The organism is Chitinivibrionales bacterium, assembly GCA_035516255.1.
GTDB lineage: Bacteria > Fibrobacterota > Chitinivibrionia > Chitinivibrionales > FEN-1185 > FEN-1185.
The window spans coordinates 61447-82501 of the sequence record DATJAL010000047.1 but is presented as its reverse complement, the minus strand read 5'-3'; the positions used below and the strand labels follow the sequence as shown (position 1 = coordinate 82501).

Here is a 21055-nt window from a genome sequence, read left to right as displayed (position 1 = left end):
AACAAAATACGCAGGATGATGTTTTGCGCCAGTGCGGACTGGAGGGTGAGCAAGAGCGAATTGCCGGCCACCCCTTCACCGAAGGCGACTTCGGGCGGTCCGGCAACGAGGCGACTAGCCGAGCCCGGAAGGAGGCACGGTACCGTGACCGGCAGGCGCCATGATAATTGTGTCTATGTAAAGCAAGAATGGGAACGCCCATCTTATTTAGTAAGAAATTATTTTAGAACACTATGATTTCCCTCACCGGCATTAAAAAGCATTACTCCTCCCAGGTCATCTTCAATAATCTCAACATTTCCTTTTACGATGACGACCGCGTCGCGCTCATCGGCAGGAACGGCACGGGCAAGACCACGCTTTTGCGACTCATCGTGGGAAAAGAGGAGGCCAACAGCGGCACTGTGGCGGTGACGTCGGGCACCACCGTTGGGTATCTTGCCCAGGAAGTGGAAACGGTGCGCGACGCGAGCCCGCTCGAGATCGTGCTGGAGCCGTTCTCGCATCTGCTGGATTACGAGGAAGTGTACGAGGCGGCGTCGAAGTCGGCAAGCCTCGGCGACCACCGGCACGTTAAAAAGGCGCTCGAGAAAATCGACGCGCTGCAGGCGCAGATGGACTTCGTGGACGCGTTCTCGCTCGCGTCGCGCGCGAAATCCATCCTCGCGGGGCTCGGCGTGCCTGATGACAAATGGGAAAGCCCGGTGCAGGAGCTCTCGGGAGGGTACCGCATGCGCGTCATGCTCGCGCGGCTGCTCCTGCTGTCGCCGTCCATGCTCCTGCTCGACGAGCCCACCAACCACCTCGACATGGACTCGCTCGTGTGGCTCGAGACGTTCCTGCGTAGGTACCGCGGCGGGCTCATCGTGGTGAGCCACGACCGCGACTTTCTGAACCGCGCCACGGGCATCACCGCCGAGCTTTCGGCCGGCGGGATGACCGTTTACAAAGGCAATTACGACGCCTACATGATGTACAAGGAGGAACGCGACCGGTCCGACGAGAGCACCCGCGCCAACCTCGAGCGCCAGATCGCGCAAAAGGAGCGGTTCATCGAGCGGTTCCGCGCCAAGGCCACCAAGGCGTCCCAGGTGCAGTCGCGGATACGGTTCGTCGAGGACCTCAAGGAGCAGCTGCCCGAGGTCCCCCGGGTGCAGAAGACGATCAGGTTCAGGTTCCCGTCGCCTTCGCAGAGCGGCGGCGTGCCGTTCAAGCTGGAAAACATTTCGGTTTCCTACGGCGACGCGGCCGTATTCAACAAAGTCAACCTGACGGTCACGCGGGGCGACAAGATCGCGGTGGTGGGCCCCAACGGCGCGGGAAAAACGACGCTCCTCAAGCTGCTTGCCGGCGGCCTCAAGCCGCAGGAAGGCAGGCTCACGGTGGGCCACAACGTCGATTTGCGCTATTTCGGCCAGCACCAGCTCGAGCAGCTCGACGTGGAAAAAACCCTGTTCGAAACCATCGCGCATGAGAGCGGCTCGGGTGAACGCACGTTTATCCAGAACGTGCTGGGCGCGTTTCTGTTCAGCGGTCCCGACGTTGACAAGAAGGTGAAGGTGCTGTCGGGCGGGGAGACGTCGCGGCTGGTCCTGGCGGGCATCATGGCGCGGCCGGGCAACGTGCTCGTGCTCGACGAGCCCACCAACCACCTCGACGTCGAGTCGGTGGAGGTGCTCACCGCCGCGCTCGCGACTTACGCGGGCACCGCGGTGTTCGTGTCGCACAACGAATACTTCATCTCGCGCATCGCGAACCGCATCGTGGAGATGCGGCCGGGCGTGTTCAAGGATTTTCCCGGCAGCATCGCCGACTACCGCTCGTTTCTCGAGGCCGGCTATTCGCAGAGCGACGAACCCGCGCCGTCATCGAAAAAAGAGATTTCCGCAGCCGAACAGGATAAGAAGGAAAGGATCCGCAGAAAAGAGGAACGTAAGCAGACCCAGCGCAGGATTGAAAAGCTCGAGAAGGACATAGAAAAAATGGAAGCCGAGATGAAGGCGGCCGACGACATCCTCAACAATCCCGTCAACGCCTCCAATTACGGCTTGCTTCATGACACCGCAATGGCGTTCGAAGACCTTAAAAAGAAAAACGAGAAGTTGGTGGTCGAGTGGGAAACTTTACAGGTAAAACTTGCAGAGTATGAGGAAAATTAAGAAACAGGAATGAGCAGGAGATATTTTTAAGTCTCTTTGAATTGGAACTGAAGTTAATTGGAGCAAGTAAAGGTTGAAGTGGAATAAATGTTCGCCGATGCGTTAGGCAGGAATATCATAAGTAAAGTCACTCCCCCTTTCCAAGGGGGAGGTGCCGGAGGCGGAGGGGGATGAACTGCAGAAGATGCGTTGCGAAGGGGCGACGCATCGCGAGCGAACGCGAGCGACCTCGCGCGCCCCTTTGCTGGAGGGGGTGTGCCCCGAGACCCCGCAGACGCGCAACGCGCGGCTAGGAGGCTTGGGGCCAGGGGGAAACGCGAAGCGGTGCCCCCACCAGATTAAAAATTAGAAAATAGAACAGGAAGAATTATCATGGCCAAATTCAGGGGCAAGGCCCTTCTCCCGACGCAATTCGTGTGGAACTACATCGTCCCGCCGCTGTTTTCATTTTCAGACCTGAGCTACTGGCACATGCTGCCGCACCAGGTGCGCAAATACCTTGTTCCGCACCGGTGGGACAAGAACATCCCGGTGGGGCAGATTTCCCTCCGCGTCAACGAGGTGTGCAACCTGCGGTGCCGCTCGTGCGGGCAATGGGGCGAGAACGGCCACCTCAACGCGAAGCTTTCGCGCGGCGAAAAGCTGCAGCAGCTCGACTTTGATGTGGTGAAGCGCGTGGTGTTCGAGACGCGGCGCGACCGGCCGTACTATTACATCTGGGGCGGGGAGCCCACCATGTGGAAGCCGCTCTTGCCCCTGTTCCAGGAAATGGCCAAGTACAAGCTGCTCGGCTCCATCGTGACCAACGCCCAGGCGCTCGACCCCATCATCGACGACCTCGTGGCCACCGGCTCGCTGTCGGTGCTGTTTCTGAGCCTTGACGGATGGGACGCGGCGTCGCAGAACCTGATGCGCTCGCCCGCGAGCGGCGGGTCGTCGCAGAACTTCGAGAAGACCATGGCGATCATCGACAAGGTGGACGCCATGAAGAAAAAGAAAAACCTGAGGTTCCCGCTCATCATTCCCATCAGCGTCATCTCAAACGACAACCACCGGCACCTGGCCGACATCCACCGGCTTGTCCTTGACAAAACGCAGCTGCACCCGTTCTACTTCGGCTGGTTCATCACCGAGGAGCGCTCCGCGCTCCACGAAAAGGTGTTCGAGGAGCGGTTCGGCTACAAGCCCCGGAACCACCGCGGCTACCTTAAATCGTGCTTCAACGACGTCGATCCGGCCGCCACCGCGGCGCAGATCGCCGAGGTCATAAAAATCTCCAAAGGCCGGTCATCGGTGCCGCAGTTTTTGCCCGATATCACCACCGAACAGGAAATCCGGCGCTACTACACCGACCACACCTGGCATTGCGGCTATCCCAGCTGCGAGAGCATCTACTTCATCGCCGAAGTCTCTCCCGACGGCCGCGTCACGCCCTGCCGCGACTACCAGGACTACACCTGCGGCAACATCAACGATACGCCGTTCTACGATGTCTGGAACGGCGAGAAGTTCAAGACCTTCCGGCGCGAGATGAAAAAGGGGTTGATGCCGGTGTGCACCAGGTGCTGCGGGTTACAAGGATTCTGATAAATTCTTTTCCCATTAAGAAACATTCCGGTGGGGGAAGTCTCCCCCCTGGCCCCCGGCTTCCGCCGCATCCCATATGTCAAGACAAACACTGCCGTGGGATGCGGCGGTGATCAGACCTCACCCCGCCCTCTCCCAATGGGAGAGGGAGAAAATATTGATTGAAGATTTTATATGCACACCCCCTCTTTGGCGCCGGAGTCTCGTGGTGTGCGGGGACCCGGGTGGCTTACCATCCGCCTGCGGCAGGTCAAGCTTTACACGGCGGAAAAAGACAAATAGTATAGCCAATTACAAGAAAAGATTTCCATTAGCTTGGTTGTTGGTTAATACTTGACAACTGCGCCACTGCATCACTTCATTTGGTAATACGACAAAGTAAGTGACAAAAACAAATCGTTTTCCCTCTCCAATTCGGAGAGGGGTGGCCTGTAAGGCCGGGGTGAGGTCATACTTGACGCTGCAAACGATCGATTGGCGCCACGATGGTGCGTTGACTAACTGGAACTCCGCCGCCGCGTTAGGCAGGACTGGAGGCCGTGCTGGAGCGCGGTGCTGCCCGGCCCTCGCTGAAGGCATACAGGGGCCGTGGCAGCCCGAGCCAAAGGCGAGACCGGAAGGACGGCCGCCGTGGCGAAGCCGCGGAACGCCCGCCTCTTTACTTATAGACTATTGACATCAGGCCACCAGTTTTGAGATAATATATATTCATACTTTCACCGTTGTTTCCGGTCACAAAGAGGAGGATTGCTATGCGGAAAATGATTGCGCTGTGCGCGGGGTTCCTGCTTGTTTTCGGCGCCGGCCTAGTTCTTGCCCAGGACGAAACCATTGTCGCGGAGGGATTTGGCGAAGGGGCGAACCCGGAAGAGGCGCTTCTGGCGGCAAAGCGCAACGCCATTGAGAAAGGCATCGGCACCATACTTCTTTCGCAGACCGAAATCGAGAATTTCATGGTGAAAAAAGACCAGATCATCACCAAGACCATCGGCTCGGTGAAAAGCTACGAAAAAATCTCGGAAGGGAAAAGCGAGGCCGGGTCTTATGAAGTGAAGATCAAGGCCGTGCTCTCGAAAAGCTCCATCACCCAGGACCTTGCCGCGTTTCACATCCTCATCGAGTCCATGAACAAGCCGCGCACCATGGTGGTGATCGACGAGAACAACGTGGGGACCGGGGAGCCCACCAACTCGTCGGCCGAGGCGACCATTCTCCAGTTCCTGAAGGATCCTTACGAATTCGATCTTGTCGACCCGAAGGCGAGCGCCGCAATCCGCGCCTCGCAGGAAAAAATGGCGAGCATCGCCGGCGACGTGGCGGCAGCGGCCCAGCTCGGCACGCAGAGCGGCGCGGAGGTGATCATCACGGGCAGCGCGGTGAGCAGGGAGGCAAAGAACCTTAACCAGAATTTAGGCGGCATGGTGTCGGTGCAGGCCGACGTGACGCTCCGCGCCATCAATTGCACCACGGGGAGCATCATGGGAACGGCGCAGGAGCACGCGGCCATGGTGCACGTCAGCGCCAACACGGCCGGCACGCAGGCCATCGCCAAGGCGTCGCAAAAGGCGATCAGGGACCTTCTTGACAAAATAGTAAAGGAGTGGAACAACCAGCAGAACAACGGCATGACCCTGTCGATCACCATCAGCGGCGTTTCCACCTTCCGGCTCAAGAACGACCTGATCCAGACGCTCACGTGGGTGCCCAACGTGTCGGCCGTGCACGAGCGGAATTGGGACATGCAGAGCAAGCTGCTCATGGTCGACCTGCAGTACAAGGGCAACGCGAACGGCTTCTGCACACGCATCGACGGGTTCAAGCTGAAGTCGGGCGCGGGCAGCATCGCGGTGTCGGGACTGAACGGGCTGAGGGTATCGCTGCAGGTGCAGGCGATGTGAACGGCGTGATGGAAATTATTCCGGATTGAACACGTGGTGGGGGCCTGCGCGAGCGGGCCTCTGTTATTTCTCGCCTGACCCTGCTCCTCCGGCCCCTCTTCCCCTCTCCGCCACGGAGAGGGGAAGAGGGTGGCCCGAAGCGAAGCGCAGGGCCGGGGTGATGGGGTGAGGTGAAAACGGATCGAATAATTTATCATCAGGAAAACCAAGAAATGATCACCCGTAAAAAAACCCGCCAAATCACAGTCAGGAATATTCCCATCGGCAGCAATTCGCCGATTCCTGTCCAGTCGATGACCAACACCGCCACCGAGGACGTTGACGCCACGCTCGGCCAGATAGAAAAGCTTTTTGCTGCCGGGTGCAAAATCGTGCGCGTCGCGGTTCCCAACCGAAACGCGGCCGCGGCGTTCGCGAAAATACGGAAAGGAACAAAAGTACCTCTCGTGGCCGACATCCATTTCCAGCACGAGCTCGCCGTTGCCGCGATCGAGGCGGGCGCCGACAAGGTGCGCATCAATCCTGGAAACATCGGCGCGGCAGATAAGGTGAAAAAGGTGGTTGACGCGGCAAGGGCCGCGCATGTCCCCATCCGTATAGGAGTCAATTCGGGCTCGCTTGAAAAAGAGCTGCTTGAAAAATACGGCGGCGCAACGCCGCAGGCGCTCGTGCAAAGCGGCCTCGGGTTCATTGCAATGATGGAGAAGTTTTCGTTCGGCGACATCATTTTATCAATAAAGGCAAGCGACGTCCTCACCACGATCGAGGCGTGCCGCCTGTTGTCACGGAAAACCGACGTTCCCCAGCACATCGGCATCACCGAATCCGGCACGCTCAGAACCGGCACCATACGCTCGAGCGTGGGCATCGGCGCGCTTCTTGCCGAAGGCATCGGCGACACGCTGCGCGTATCGCTGTGTTCCGATCCCGTCAACGAAGTGTACGCCGGCATCGCGATCCTCAAGAGCCTGGGCCTAGCCCCGGGGCCCACCGTGATCGCCTGCCCCACGTGCGGACGCACCCAGATAAACGTGGTCGCGCTCGCCGAAAAGGTTGAGGCAATGGCTGCCCCGCTCACGGCGGACATCAAAATCGCGGTCATGGGTTGCATCGTGAACGGCCCGGGCGAGGCCGCCGACGCGGACGTGGGCATCGCGGGCGGCAGGGGCGAAGGGCGGATTTTCGTAAAGGGGAAAATGAAGGAGAAGGTACCGGAGGAAAAATTACTTGATGTTTTATGGAGCTATGTGCAGAAACTGATCAAAGAAAAAGCCAAGGTTGATTCTTGACTGGAAAATAACCTCCAAAGAATACACGAGGCGCATTTTGACAAGGCTCAAACTAGTAATTACCCAAAGAATCCTCATGGCAGTATTCTTTTGTACGGCGTCCTGTGCTCCCACGTATGTTGTTGTCAAGCTCGACAGAACACAGCTCGCGGCATGCAATCTGACCATAATGCCGTTTTTTAATTCCACGATCAACTTCCCGGGCTCCGTGGAAAAGATCCTGGGAAAAGGCAGGAAAGATTCCCTGATCGTCAGTTTCTTTGAGCAGGCCGTTGCGGCAAACCTTTCGAAGACCTCATGCTTCCGCAGCGTGAAGTGGTGCGGCCGGCAGGCCGCCGCTGTTGTCGGGGATTCCGTTCGGGTGAAAAATGCCTACACCGGAATATGGCGTCCTGCGGGAAGACTTCCCTGCGCCGAAGCGGGCGACCTTGTCCTGTTCGTTTACAATGCGGCACTCGATTCGGCGACCGTCGAATACAAGGAACAGGACGTCGTGTTCAGCCAGACGACGCTTAATTTTTCCGCGGACTACGTTTACCTGAAGGCGGATTCGGGCAGGGTCGTCTCGTTCGGGAAAATCCAGGAGAATTACGTGGGCCTGGTCCCGGCTGTCGAAAGGACAAGCTTTGAAAAGCTGGCGGAAAAAATATCGAACGTGTTGCTCGCGGGCGGGAATTATTCCAAGAGGTGAGTGACATTCCGATGGTTTTGGCATCGACCATTTCCCTTGTATACTCAAAGTAGGCCGGTTGAAATAAAAGGCCATAACATTTTCAATATTTTAAGAATCATATCGGGAGCCCAGCCGATTGCATCATCGCGGCGTTGTGTCTTCACCATGGTGCGTTTATTCTTCATAACGATACAGACTTCGATCACCTGTCATCTTATTTTCCTTTGCAGCCATTATAGCCCTCATCCCTTTCCGAAACGCCGCATTGCACCTTACCCACGCGATGAGCGCCCTCACCAAAAACACGCCTGAATATTTTTCAAACAGCCGCATCACGATATAGCCCCGCCACAGCGGCTGGTTCGCGAAAAACAGGCCCATGATGATCCTCACCGGCAGAAGGATGACCGCGCCCTCGTCGAACATGAAGAAATTATGGTGCAGCGCCGCGGCGAGCCGCGTGACGGCCTTGAGTTTTTTCATGGTGAGAGTGCCGGGCTGATACGCGACGGGCGTGAGGAAATTGTCGGGTGTAGAACTTTTTGTTTCGGCCTTCCACGTTTCGGCAATGGGCGCGCCGTTGTACACGCGTATGCCCACGCCGATGTTGACAAGGTCAAGCGGGGCCGCGATGCGGCTGATGTTCGAAAAAGTCTCTTTGATGGTCTTCGCCGTTTCGCCCGGCGCGCCGATGATGAGGAACCACGACGCCGGAATGCGGGTCTGGTGGATGATGTCCGCGGCCGCTCGGATGTCAGCCACTGAAAAATTTTTTCCGAAACTTTTTAACATGTCGTCGCAAATCGCCTCGGTGCCGAAGCATGCCTCGACGAATCCCGCCTGTTTCATGAGTCCCGCGAGTTCGCGGTCCAGAAAGCGCGGGTTCAGTCCCATGGTTAACAGGCGCAATTTTACGTTGCGCGAGATAATTTCCCTGAGCACCGCCTTGGCATGGTCAAGCGGCACGTTGAACGTGCTGTCGACGATCTCCACGGTGCGGTTGCCGGTGGCCGCGGCGAATTCCTGGATCTCGTCCGCGATCGCGGAAGGGGAGCGCAGCCGGTAGACACGGCCCTCGATGCGGTTATAGGTGCAATAGACGCACGAAAGGGCACAACCGCGTTTTGTTTGCACGGGGAACGGCGAGTTGTACAGTTTGTAAAGCGCGCAGTTAAGGTATTTCTGCGGCCGCGAGGGCGGGAGAGTGTCGAGATCGTCTGGAAAATCCGGGGGATTTGCTTCGGCCACAATGCCCTTGCGCCGGATGATGAGCCCGGCCATGCCGCCCGGGCTCAGGTCCGCTTCAATGCGGTTCGCGAGCGCGACCGTTGTCCCTTCGCCGTCGCCCTGCACTGCATAGTCGCAGTCAAAATAGCCAAGCAGCTCGGCGCCGTTGATCCCCGCCGCCGGGCCTCCCAGCACGACGGGACCGGAAAATACCCGCTTGAGCGGGACGATCACGCCAGTTTTTATTTTGTCAAGCATGAACGCGGGCCTGAAGCCGTTGGCCATGTCGATGTTGCGTATGCCCGCGCAGGCCATGCCCGGCGAAAACGACGCGACCGCCGCGGCGATGTCGGCGGCTGGGTTGAGCGAAAAGCAGAGGTCCAACACCTTCACCTGGTGGCCCGCCGCCTCGAGCGAGGCGGCCACGGAGCACAGCCCCACGGGCATGACCGGAAACGGGATCTTTAACTGGTTGGTGTTGATGAGAAGGATGCGCATCGCGGGTTAACGGGTTGATGGGTTCAGAGGGTGATGGGTTGAAGAGTTTCTTTTAATCAATCGGTAAATGGATAACACTCCGTGTGTCATTACCGCAAAACTTGTCCCCGCGAAAGCGGGGAACGGGAATCTGTTCTTGCACGATGGACTCCCGCTTCCGCGGGAGTGACACTGGTCATCCATAAATGCATCAACGCATCATTATTTTTTATTTCTCTTTTAAGTAAAGAACTCCCAGCGAGTCAAAATAATTTTTCACGGAGAACCGGTAGCTTTCCGGGAAATTCCCGGTAAACGCGCGCTGGCGGAGCCGGTAGTAGGTGTCGAAATCGCGGGAACCCGCCGTCGTGTCGTTTCTCTGGGGCGAGAACATGTTTTTCGCTGACTGCGACACCCGTTCCTCTTTGCCCTCGTCCTGCTTGTGCTGCGACAACGAGGTCTCCAAAAGCCGCGAAAGGAAGCGGTCCTGCCGGTCGCGCAGCTCCTGCGACGGGTTGTCGAACATGTTCGACAGGCGGCGCGCCTCCTCCTCGAGGTCGCGTGCCTTTTTGTCAAGGGACGCGCCCGCCTCCTTGCCGTATTTTTCCGCGAGCCGCTTGAGCTCGTCGGCGATGGCCCTCTGCGCCGCGGCCGCCTCTTCGCGGGCGCGCTCGTTTTCCCGCCCGCCTTTTCCGCCATCGCGCCCGCCCTGCCCCTCGCGTTCCATTGCCTCACCGCCCTGGCCGAGCAGCATTCTGAGGAGCCCGCCGGTCGCCGCGTTGAGCATGGCCTGTTTCGACGACAGCCTGCGCATGCCCGACATCATGCCGCCCGCGCCGCCGGACTGTGACTGCATGTTGCCGAGCTGCAACAGGGCGTCGAGCACGGTCCTGACAAGATCGTTGAGACCAGTTTCGCCGTCGCGGGAATAGATCCTGGCGTTTTCGGACGAGAGATAGGCAAGGTCGTTGGCGATCGCCGCGTCTGCGTTGTCGTAGCTTTTCTTTATTGACAAGAGCGTCCGCGGGGGCACCACGGAAAGCAGGTTCATTTTTTCCCTGCTCGCGGCGAGAGAGTTCCTGAGCGCCTGCTCGAGCGCGGCGGTCTCGCCGGCCGATCCGGACGGGCTGAACGACTCCTCGACAAGCGACTGCTGCCACGCCGACATGTCCAGTGCGTCATGCGCCATAGCCAGCAAAATCTCGCGTTCCTTGTCGAGCTTTTTCGCCAAAGCGCAGCCCTGCATGTTTGAAAGGCTTTCCGAAAGCGCCATGAGCGAGCCGGCCATGGCATTCATGTCGTCCCTGCCGGGAACCGATTTTCTGGAAAGGGACGAGCGCAGGGATTTCTGCAGCGGACATATCTGGCCGAGCGCAGGCAACTGGTCCTTTGAAAAAAGCGAGGAATCGCCGGACGCGCCGGCGTTTTTATCGATGTCCTTGAGCAGCCCGTCAATGCCGTTGCAGAGGTTTTCCTGTTTGTTCATGCATGCGCCTGCTTCTTTTTGCGAGGCGTTTTCCTGCTGCTCGCGCGCCAGGCGCTGCGCGTTTACCGCCATCCTGCCGAGCTCCATGTCGCGCTTGAGCGCCTGTAAAAATTTGAGCGTGGTCTCGAGCCGCTGCGCCAGATCAGGAATCGCCTTTTTGAATTTTTCAAGCGATTCCTGCAGGTCGCGCAGAGAAACGTCGTCCGCCTTGGAGGGCAGGGAAAACAGAAGGCTGTCGCCGTACTGGCGCCGCAATTCTTCTATGGCCTTCTGGACCTCGTCCATTTTCGACAGGATCTCGGCGGGAGCGGCGTCCTGCCGTTTTAGTTTGTCAACGGCCTGCTTGAAGGACTCCAGGGCCTTGGAAAGCGAATCCGCCTGAGCCGCCGCGCTCTCCTTGAGGTCCCGCACGATCTGCTGCTGTTCCCACGAAAGCCGCTGCTTTCCCGGCGAAGCCTTCATGAGGTTGTCGAGCGACCGGCGCATTTCGTCGTTGCGCCTGGCGGCCGACGACAGGGCGCGCTCGGTGTAATTCTGCTCGTCGGTGACGCTCTGCTGTATCTCCTCGAACGTGGGGACGCGGAAGAAGAACGTGTCCGAGGCCGTGCATTGCGGCCGGCCGTATTCCCGGTTGTCGCACGCGGTCGCCCAGTAAAACAGCGTGTCGCCGGGGTACAGTGAAAACGCGTTGAGATCAAGCGGCAGCTCGAGCCGCACGAGTTTCTGAAGCCCCTCGCTGCGGGCAACATCATGATTGACATAGGCAACGGGAGAATCTCCGTTCTTCCTGGTGAAAACGCCGGTTGCGCGCACTCCTATGTCGTCGGTGGCCTCCACCATGAGCGTTTCGCTCATGGCCGGCGTGCAGTCACCGCTGCGGCCCGGCTTCACGATGAACACCGACGGCGGCGCGTCCGGGATCACGTCGATGGAAAAAAGCGGGACCGAATCGCTTTTCTGGAGAAAGGTGTCGGTGAGCGCGAACGTGTAGCCCAGGCGCGAGGAAACCGTGATGTCGCCGGACGCGTCGCAACGCGACACCGAAAAGGGCACCGTGTCGTTCCGCGACGAGATGAACAGCGCCCGCTTGAGCGGGTGCGGTGCGGAGAGCGAAATGTGCGCGCGCGTACCGGGATAGGCGATGAAATTTCCCTGTCCGTCAAGCAGGGTTGACGGCCTGATGCCGGTGTAGGCGGGCGGCGTCACGCGGACCTGGAGCCGCGACAGCAGCGGCTTCGGAACAACGAAAACAGTGTCGGCAGGAAACACGGTATTCCCGATGGTGAACTGGTAGGCAACCGACCTGGTCACGGTATCGAGGCGGAAAGAAAACCGTCCCGCGTTGTCCGCGGCAAGCAGGGAGTTCCTCTGCAGCCCTCCATCGGCAAAGAACACCGAGAGCCGGCACGAGGGAAAAAACGCCGCGCGCGGCGCAAGCCGCACCACGCACGACGTACCGCTGGGAACGCTGATGGTGCCGGGAGAAATTTCCGCGGCCACCGACGCAAAATACGAAAAAGGCATTTTCCAGAACCTGGCGCATTGCGGCTGCAGAAAGCCGCCCGACCCGATGAAAGCGAGAACCGAAACAAGCAGCATGACCGCGTTGCGCCAATAGTTCATTCCCGGCGCGGCAGGCGCAGTGTCGGCGATGGCCTGCGCCGCTTTTTCAAATGTTGCGGATGTCAATGAATCGGAGCCGTTATGCCGACGGGAAAGTTCGACCGAAAGCGAGAGCCACGGATGGGCGAGGCTTGCCGTGGTTTCGGCGGTACGGGCGGCATGGAGCAGCGTTGGTTTGCGCAGGAACAAGAGATCGCAGAAGATTGCGCACGCGGCGATCATCATGAACGCGAGGAGAAAATCCCAGATCACGGGCAGGATCACCCAGGGGAATGCGGCAAAAAGAATCTGCACGGCCGCGCAGCATAACAGCACGGCCGAGGCGAGCCGGGAAATCCGGCGGCCCAGGGCGGCCGCAACAAGCCGCCGCCGGAGCCCGTGCAGAAAACGCATGACGATTGCGAGATCGGAATTCATGGGTTTAAAAACCACACGACGACGTTGATCCCCATTTCGAGCGCGAGCTCGTGCAGCCTGGGGCCGTCGTTGTGCACGTTAAGGTCTTCCATGCCGTCGCCGATGTCGGAGCTGTAGGAGTAATACACCACGAGCCGGTTGTTGAAGTAGATGCCGAAACCCTGTGCCGGGTCGCCGTTGTGCTCGTGGATCTTGGGCAGCCCGGGCAGGGCGTATTTGCTTTTGTAAATGGGATGGCCACTGCCGATGGGCACGAGCGGGTTCTCCGGAAACAGGGAGGCCATTTCCCGCCGGAACGATTTGTCCATGCCGTAACAGTCGTCGGCCCATAAAAATCCGCCGCCGGCGAGAAACTTGCGCAGCCGCAGCCGTTCGGCGTCGGTGAAGTGGACGTTGCCGTGGCCGGTCATGTATAAAAACGGGTAACGGAACAATTTCTCGTCCATGATCTCGATCGTGGCGACGGTGTCGCAGACCGGCACGGCCGTGCGCTCATGCAGCGCCGTGATAAGGTTGGGCAGCGACGACGGGTTGATATACCAGTCGCCCCCGCCGCCGTACTTGAGCACCGCAATGGTCAGCTCGCACGGGTTTTTCTCCGCGTTGACGGCGTTCGCAAAAATGATGATGAGGAATAATAGTGGAAGATATTTTTTCATGATGATAATTGATGTCCCATATGATGACAGAATTACGGCTATAGGGGGTAAAATACCTTATTTTGGATGAATTTGTTCATGAAGGAAGAGATTGTCGCGGAATAAACGGAATTGTTGGGTTTTTCGTGCAACCTCACCCCCTGACCCCCTCTCCCACAGGGCGAGGGGGAAAAAATCGCTTTGCGTCACTTTGTTCCTTTAGGGTAAGGTAGCGGTGCTCCGCACCATCCATTATATCATTGCCCTTTGCCGGCCAAGAAAAAAAATCCCTACAATTTGTGTATCGCCGCGAAGCGGCGTTCCGCAGCGGTTGCGTTGCGAAGGCGCGACGCGCCCAACTTTTTATCATGAAATCATGATAAAATAAAAAGCCCCGCTCCTTCACAAAGAAGAAGCAGGGATTTATATAAAGATTAAATCAAACCGATTAGATTTTCGCCGGAAACTGTTTGTTCCACCAGAGCACGATGGGGCTCGCGATGTAGACCGTGGAATACACGCCGCTGGCGCACCCGACGAGCATGGCGAGCGAGAAGTCCTGGATCACCTGGCCGCCGAAAAGCGAAAACGCCAGGAGCACGAAGAGCACCGTGCCCGTGGTGATGATGGTGCGCGACAGGGTCTGGTTGATGCTCTTGTTGATCATCGGTTCCACGTTGGGGCCCAAAAGCTTGCCGCCCATGTTCTCGCGCACGCGGTCGAACACCACGATGGTGTCGTTGAGCGAGTATCCCACGATGGTGAGCAGGGCCGCGATGATGCCCAGCGAGATTTCCCGGTTGGTAAGCGAGAAGAACCCGAGCGTGATGAACACGTCGTGGAACAGGCTCAGCACGCCGCCGAGGCCGTAGGGGATGTTGAACCGTATCCCCATGTAAATCACGATGCCGATGAGCGCCAGCACCACCGCCCAGAAGGCCTTCGAAGCGAACTCGGCGCCGATCTTGGTGCCCACCTTTTCCTCGCGCCGCACCTCGAATTTGTTCTCCGGGTAGTTCTTGATGAGCGCCTGCTTCACCGCGTCGCCGATCGAGGTGCCCTCGCCCTGCTTTTTCACCGTTACCTGGATCTCGTTGTTCTTGATGGCGCCGATGGTCTTGATTTCCGGCTGGCCGAACGAAAGCCCGCTCACGACGGACCGGATTTTTGCCAGGTCGTTTTCAATCGGCTTTTCGAACCGGAGCTGGATCTCGGTGCCGCCGGTGAATTCGATGGAGGTGTTGAACCCCTTGTGATAAATGATGGAGCCCACGGTGATGAGCAGCAGCGCGCCCGAAATGGAAAAGGCGATCTTCCATACCCCGATGAAGTTGATGTTGGGAACTGTTTTGAAAATCTGGATCATAGAATAAATGCCCTTCTTTTCTTTCTATATTAAATGCTGAGTTTTTCCCCGGTTTTGGGCGTGAATATGTTGTACATGATGTGGGTGATGTACAGCGACGTGAACATCGAGATGATGAGGCCGAACATCAGCGTCACGGCAAAGCCCTTGATCGCGCCCGTGCCGATCCACAGCAGAATGGCCGCCTTGATGAGCATGGTGAGATTGCTGTCGAGGATGACCACGAGCACGCGCTTGTAGCCTATGTCAATTGCGCTGCGCACGGTCTTGCCGAGGTGCAGTTCCTCGCGGATGCGCTCGCAGATGAGCACGTTGGCGTCCACGGCGACGGCAAGGTTGAGCACCAGGCCGCAGATGCCGGGGATCGTGAGCGTCGCGTTGATGGTGGCCATCGCGGCGAGCACGAACAGCAGGTTCAGGATGAGCGCGAACACCGCGTAGGCGCCGCTCAATTTGTAGTAGAAAAGAATGAAGATGAACACCAAGACGGCGCCGATGATGGCGGCGTAGGTCGCGTCGCGGATGGAGTCCTGTCCCAGCGACGGTCCCACGGTGCGCTGTTCCATGATCTTGACGGGCGCGGGCAACGCGCCGGCGCGCAGCACCACGGCGAGGTTCTTGGCCTCCTCCATGGTGAAGCTGCCCTCGATTTGCGCCCTTCCCGACGGGATCTTGCTGCGGATGACGGGCGCCGAATACACGGTTGAGTCAAGCACGATGGCGAGATACTTGTTCACGTTGGCGCCGGTGACGCGGGAAAACGTCTTGGCGCCCTTGTTGTTCATCTCGAGCTCCACGATGGCCTGGCCCGCCGAAAACCCGCTGCGGTCGATGGAGCCGCGCGCGTCGCGTATCGCGTCGCCGCGCATTTCGGGGCGCGACTTGACATAATACAACATCCGGTACAGGGAGCTGCCGAGGACCCTTGTTTCGTGGCCCCAGAGGAAATTGGAGCCGCCCAGGCCCGAGCGTTCGAGCGCGTCCTTCACGTCCTTGCGCGCAAGAATGGCGTCGACCTTCGCCTTGTTGCTTTCCAGCACGCCGATCTGCTCGCCGACGCCCGACAGCAGCTCGGAGAACGACGCGGCGGTGGTGGTGTCTTCGGTCTGGGTCGATTCCGCGGCTGCCGCTGCCGTGTCCTTGTGAAGTTCTTTTCCCTCAAAAAGGCTCTGCGCCTTGCTCTGCGCCTCTTTTTTCTTGGTTGTCAACGTGTCGGCGGATGCGGCGGCCGCGCCGGTGTCGGCGGGCTTCTGGCCCTTGAGCGTGTTGTCGATGACCTTGATCGCCTTGTCGAGCTCCGCGGGCTCGCGCAGCAGGTTGAACTCGAGCTGCGCCGTGGAGCCGATCACCCGCGAGGCCGCCGCCTCGTCGCGGAACCCGGGCAGCTCGACGATGATCCGTTCGGTGCCCTGCTTCTGGATGGAAGGCTCGGCCACGCCGAGTCCGTTGATGCGGTTCTCGATCACCGTGTAGGCCCGGTCGAGGATGTCGCCCGTCGCCTCCTTGGGCAGGTTCGACTTGTCAATCTCAAGCACGATCCGCATGCCGCCCTGGATGTCGAGCCCGAGGTTGATGATCTTCTTGAAGACGGTGGGGTGCGACTGCGCGTACTTGTCCTGCTCCTGCGGGCTTTTGGTGTAGAACAGGATCGAGTCCTTCAGAAAAAACAGCGCGAGCCCGATCAGGGCGACGGTGACGATCATGCCGATGGTGATGTTTCTGTTCATGAGTGCAACAACGTTCCTTTCAGATAAAATTGGTCAATCGGCGTTCGCTGCGCCGGGGCCCGCCTTTGCCTGAAGGTACTCGCGGACTTTTTCCACGATGTCCTTCGGGTTCTGCGGCTTGGTGAGGTACAGGTCGCAGCCGAGGCGCTGTCCCTCGCGGTAATCGTGCTCCTGGTTGAGGGCGGTAAAAAGAAAGATGATGATGTCCTTTGTTTCCGGGTTGCTCTTCACCCATTCGCACACGTCAAACCCCGTCTGGCCGAACAGAATCACGTCGAGGATGATGAGGTGCGGCTTTTCCTTTTTCACCACCTGCATGGCCTGGTTCGCGGTGATGGCCTCGAAGACCGTATATCCCTCCAATTCGAGGAACAGCCGCAGGATCTTCCGGATGCCGGGCTCATCATCGACAAGCAGGATGCGGAACGGATTCTTCTCGGCCACGATACAATATCCTGTCGGTAAAGCTCGCCAGCAATACTATCGGGAAACCGGCTGACCCCTTGACCGGCATCTCTCCGGCACACGGGTCCCGCCCCAGATAAAAAGAGCGCTGTAAACTGGTCACCTAAAATAATATTTGGGGGGGCATAATACTTACTATAGCAATCGTAGTTGGAAAAGATGGGCGTTCCCCTCACCTTCGGTAAACCTCAGGTTCGGGTCGGTTCTCCTCCGGGCTCGGCTAATTGCCTCGTTGCCGGACCGCCCCGATGCCTTGCGGCGGGGTCGGCCGGCAATGCGCTCCAGCGCACCCTCCGTCGCCCCTAACGCGGCGGCGGAATTCTGGTTAGCCAACAGACTATAATGGCGCCGGTCGGACATTTGTCAATAATTCATCGACAACCCTGACCAATCGCTTGTCCCACGCGTGTTATGGTTTGATATACGGCAATACAAATTTATACTTGAATTTTCTCCCATGGGATAATTTAGTTTAAAGTCAATGCAGGATATTGAAATCGAAAGGAAATATGTTTTGCTGGACGCCCAATATTTTATGAACGCCGCGTATCAGGAGGCCGTCAAGGCCTTTGACGAAGGCGAGGTGCCGGTGGGCGCGGTGGTGGAAAAGGGCGGCCGGGTCATCGGCCGGGGCTACAACCGCATGGAAAAACTGTCCGACGCCACCGCCCATGCCGAAATCGTGGCCATCGGCGCCGCGTCAACGCTTCTTGAAACGTGGCGGCTTGCGGGCTGCACCCTGTACGTGACGCTCGAGCCCTGCGTCATGTGCCTCGGCGCTGCTTTACAGGCAAGAATGGACGCCGTCGTGTATGCCGCCCCCGACCCGCGCTGCGGCGCCATCGACACGTTCTTCCACCGGCAGGAACTGGAGCGAGCGTACCGGTATTTTCCGAAAATCACGTCGGGCGTGATAAAGGAGGAATGTTCGCAGTTGTTAAAATCGTTTTTCAAGGATAAAAGGGATAAACCCGCCAAACCTGATCGTTGAGGTGAAATGATTGACAGGAGGGGAGGGATTTGACATTTCCAAATTTTAAAAAAATTCTGGTGGGGGAGGTTTCCCCCTCGCTGCGGCCCGGTCGCGTTTCAAAATATTTCCCATGATTTCGTAACCGGAAATCTGCGCGACCGGTCCTCCGGAGGGCAGTTGAAAAGGTCAGCAACGGGAGACTGTTGATTAAAATTCAATTGGCACCGGGACGTCATGAAATACAAACAAGCAGAGATTAATCAGCTTTTTCATGCTGCAAACAACTTTGTTGGGCTTGGCAAGAATTGCATATCAGGAATTGACAAAAGGCAATTATTGATGAAGACAAAAGAGGTATCAAAAGGGTTTGAGAATGGTAGGCCGAGCCAGAAAGATGGGCGCCTTTCAATACTTTTGTCCTATCTAAGCTCGGCAGCAATAAGAATAAGTACAATATATGAAGCATTTGGTATCAAACCGGACAACAAGGTGCTTTATTCAAATAATCTGAACTTGGATAATATCCATTTCTTTTTAAGGGAATGTGCCATGAAGAACCAGATGAAAATTCAAAGGAAATGTTTAAAAAAAGACGGTCTTTTATTGAAGAACTTCAAGTTGAACGGGTTTATTATGCCGTCTTGAAATCTTTTAAAAAATGTCAAGTAGACATTATTAAGATAAGTGAAGAAATGACAAATATTGCCCGATTTGTCAAGAGGTTTGGCACTCACGAATTGGGTTGAATATAAAACCGTCGCCAGCTTTTAAATGATAGATAATTACACAAAAGATAAATTTATGAACACATGGACCGATTCACTCGCCCAAAAGCACGTTTATAATTTCTCCGCCTTTTCCGCGGCCCAGAAAAAAAACCTGCTTGACGAACTCAACAGGCGTTTTCCGCCGCCGGTGTACCGGGAGCATCGCCGCCGCCAGCTTGCGGCAATCAAAAATGCCGAGGAAAGGAAGAAAATCGTGAGCGGCGCGAAACAGAGGTTTCCGCCCGTGATTAATGCGGCGGACCTCAACGCGGCGCCGTCTGACCTGGCCGGCTACGCCGTTGTCCTCACCGCGGGCGGCGACGGCGAGCGGCTGCGTGCAAGCCTGCGCGGCCGCGGCGCGAGCGACGCAGATCTGAAAGACTTTACAAAGGCGACATTCCAGCTGCCCGGCTTTCCAAAGGGATTCGGCAGCCTGCAGGCGAACCTTGCCGTGATCGCAGGTCTGTGCCGAAGAGGCGGTTTGGACATTCCCGTGATCGTCACCACGGGGCCGGCGTCTTCGGAGAACGCCCGCATTATCTCCGGCGTTATCGCGGCGCGCAACAATTACGGCATAAAATACCTGGCCGCGCTTGCGCAGGACGAGCGCCTCCATCTCACGCCCGACGGCATGGTTGCCGTTGACGGCGATAAGGCGCGGCCCGCCACCAACCCGGACGAGACCGGCGGGCCGTTCATGAAGCTCGCACAACCGGGATTTTCCGGTATGTTAAGTGCGCTTGACTGGCTGTCGGGGCTTGGCTGCAAAAAAATAATCGCGCTGCAGGCCACGGCGCTCTATGATCCGGCCGTGGTCCTGGCCATGGCGGCGGCCGGAAAACAGCATGACTGCATGGGCGTCGGCATCCTCAGGACGAAATTCGACAAAACAGACCAGTACGGCGCGTTTGTAAACCTTGAAAAAAATGGCACATGTTCGCTTGTCATCATCGAGCAGGCCGTCCGCAATAACGAAACCATGAAAGTGCGGGACAAAACAGGGAAGTTATTTTTGCCTTTCAACACGGGGCTTTATGTCTTCGACGTCGCGCTGCTTTCGAAAAGCGGCCTGCCCGATTACGCGACGCCGCCCAAGGAAGTCCTGCCCGGGCTTCCGAAAAGCCCCAAGATAGGATATGCCGCCACCGACCTCATGTCCTGCGCCAAACACGGGGCCGTTCTCAGCATTGAGCCGGATTCATACGCGGTCATAAAAACCGCCGACGATCTGGAATTGCTTTCCGCGCTGGCAAAACGATGCGGCATAATTGATTTGTGTACCAGTAGGATTAAATGATAAAATTACCGGAGAGAGCGCAGAATAAATAGTTTAAAGTTGGAAGATGAAAGTTTGATGTTGATTATTTGTTTTGTTATTTTCAACTTTTAACCCTTAACTTCCAACATTATTTCGTGTCCTCAGCGGCAAATCTTTACGGAAAAATAACAATGGAAGAAACCTATACCACCTCCACCGAACTTGCCGGTTTCGAGCGGCTGGCGCTGTTTTTGTTGCTGGGCCTGTTCCTCACCTGCCTGTTCTGCGCGGCCGCGGGAGTGAGCGCGGCGTCGGTAAGAATGTTTTCCTCGTATGCCAGGCTCACCATCGACGTGTTTCTCACCGGCCTGTTTCTGGGCCTCGTGCGGCTTACCTTGACAAGGGAGATGCGTGACACCGTGTACATCGTTTCGGACGACCGCCTCACCAAGCGGAGCCCGTTCCGCATCGTGAGCGTGGCGTATGGCCAGATCGCCGAGTTCCGGTATGTCCAGGTCCCTTTGCTTCTGCGTTACGGCATCATCCGGTATCCCGGGGGGCGCCTCATCATTTCGCTCAGGGCAAGAAACTGTTACGGCCTGATTTGCGCGCTCCGGGAGAAGATCGCGCGGACGGGCGGCGCGGTTTTTCAGGAAAACAACATTGCCGCATTCAAGGCCGCGGCCCGGTCAAACGAGTCCGCGAACGAGCGGCTGGCACGGCTGATGCCGTACGGCGTGGGAATCACCCTGCTGCTGGGCGTGGCCGACCCCGTCATTGCGCTTTTCCTGTGGGGGCTTCCTTTTTTTCCGTCATTCGCGTGGTCGGTGTTCTCGCAGTTTCTTTTTATCGCGGGAATCGCCGTTGCGGAAACCATTCTTGCCTCCGTAAGCAGGCGGACCGCTGCGGCAGGTCCGCGTCCGGCCGGCGAGGCGGATATTTATCTCATGGCCGGCATCGTGGCGTTTGTGCTCTATCTCTCCTGCGGCATACTCCTTAAAGCGATTGTCCCGCATTGACGGCGC

15 protein-coding genes are annotated in these 21055 nt (G+C 57.6%); 9 read left to right on the top strand and 6 right to left on the bottom strand.

Annotation, left to right across the window (positions count from 1 at the left end; all coding sequences use genetic code 11):
• Window positions 1–233: 233 nt before the first annotated feature.
• The 5 genes from VLX68_13585 (at window position 234) to VLX68_13565 (ending at window position 7624) form a co-directional block, all read left to right on the top strand.
• Window positions 234–2159 carry an ABC-F family ATP-binding cassette domain-containing protein gene (locus VLX68_13585; GenBank protein HUI93273.1) on the top strand — a complete coding sequence of 642 codons (1926 nt, stop codon included), beginning with the start codon at window positions 234–236 and terminating at the stop codon, window positions 2157–2159.
• A 372-nt stretch (window positions 2160–2531) separates the two neighbouring features.
• On the top strand, window positions 2532–3746 hold the full coding sequence (locus VLX68_13580) for an SPASM domain-containing protein (protein ID HUI93272.1): 1215 nt from the start codon (window positions 2532–2534) through the stop codon (window positions 3744–3746).
• A gap of 752 nt (window positions 3747–4498) precedes the next feature.
• Window positions 4499–5644, top strand: coding sequence for a hypothetical protein (locus tag VLX68_13575; GenBank protein HUI93271.1), 1146 nt, complete (start codon window positions 4499–4501; stop codon window positions 5642–5644).
• 170 nt (window positions 5645–5814) lie between these two features.
• Window positions 5815–6933 carry a flavodoxin-dependent (E)-4-hydroxy-3-methylbut-2-enyl-diphosphate synthase gene (gene ispG, locus VLX68_13570; GenBank protein HUI93270.1) on the top strand — a complete coding sequence of 373 codons (1119 nt, stop codon included), beginning with the start codon at window positions 5815–5817 and terminating at the stop codon, window positions 6931–6933.
• A gap of 76 nt (window positions 6934–7009) precedes the next feature.
• Entirely contained in the window at window positions 7010–7624 is a 615-nt protein-coding gene (locus VLX68_13565; GenBank protein HUI93269.1) for a hypothetical protein, read from the top strand.
• A 156-nt stretch (window positions 7625–7780) separates the two neighbouring features.
• Here VLX68_13565 and VLX68_13560 read toward each other — a convergent pair whose 3' ends face one another.
• From VLX68_13560 to VLX68_13535, 6 genes are all read right to left on the bottom strand, one after another.
• Window positions 7781–9331: a radical SAM protein gene (locus VLX68_13560; GenBank protein ID HUI93268.1), complete on the bottom strand. Its 1551-nt coding sequence runs from the start codon at window positions 9329–9331 to the stop codon at window positions 7781–7783.
• Between the two features lie 208 nt (window positions 9332–9539).
• On the bottom strand, window positions 9540–12851 hold the full coding sequence (locus VLX68_13555) for a hypothetical protein (protein ID HUI93267.1): 3312 nt from the start codon (window positions 12849–12851) through the stop codon (window positions 9540–9542).
• On the bottom strand, window positions 12833–13495 hold the full coding sequence (locus VLX68_13550) for a DUF4159 domain-containing protein (GenBank protein ID HUI93266.1): 663 nt from the start codon (window positions 13493–13495) through the stop codon (window positions 12833–12835). Before VLX68_13550 ends, VLX68_13555 begins: the two co-directional genes overlap by 19 nt.
• Window positions 13496–13922: 427 nt before the next feature.
• Complete coding sequence (secF, locus tag VLX68_13545; protein ID HUI93265.1) at window positions 13923–14840, bottom strand: protein translocase subunit SecF; 918 nt, start codon at window positions 14838–14840, stop codon at window positions 13923–13925.
• A gap of 29 nt (window positions 14841–14869) precedes the next feature.
• Complete coding sequence (gene secD, locus VLX68_13540) at window positions 14870–16567, bottom strand: protein translocase subunit SecD (protein ID HUI93264.1); 1698 nt, start codon at window positions 16565–16567, stop codon at window positions 14870–14872.
• 33 nt (window positions 16568–16600) lie between these two features.
• Window positions 16601–17011, bottom strand: a complete 411-nt coding sequence (locus tag VLX68_13535; protein HUI93263.1) for a response regulator — start codon at window positions 17009–17011, stop codon at window positions 16601–16603.
• A 535-nt stretch (window positions 17012–17546) separates the two neighbouring features.
• On the opposite strand from VLX68_13535, the gene VLX68_13530 reads away from it, so the two are divergent.
• From VLX68_13530 to VLX68_13515, 4 genes are all read left to right on the top strand, one after another.
• On the top strand, window positions 17547–18023 hold the full coding sequence (locus tag VLX68_13530) for a nucleoside deaminase (GenBank protein HUI93262.1): 477 nt from the start codon (window positions 17547–17549) through the stop codon (window positions 18021–18023).
• Window positions 18024–18239: 216 nt separating this feature from the next.
• Entirely contained in the window at window positions 18240–18650 is a 411-nt protein-coding gene (locus VLX68_13525; protein ID HUI93261.1) for a hypothetical protein, read from the top strand.
• Window positions 18651–18806: 156 nt separating this feature from the next.
• On the top strand, window positions 18807–20069 hold the full coding sequence (locus VLX68_13520) for a hypothetical protein (protein ID HUI93260.1): 1263 nt from the start codon (window positions 18807–18809) through the stop codon (window positions 20067–20069).
• Between the two features lie 152 nt (window positions 20070–20221).
• Window positions 20222–21049 (top strand): hypothetical protein, encoded by an 828-nt coding sequence (locus VLX68_13515; protein HUI93259.1) that lies wholly within the window; start codon window positions 20222–20224, stop codon window positions 21047–21049.
• Window positions 21050–21055: the final 6 nt, after the last annotated feature.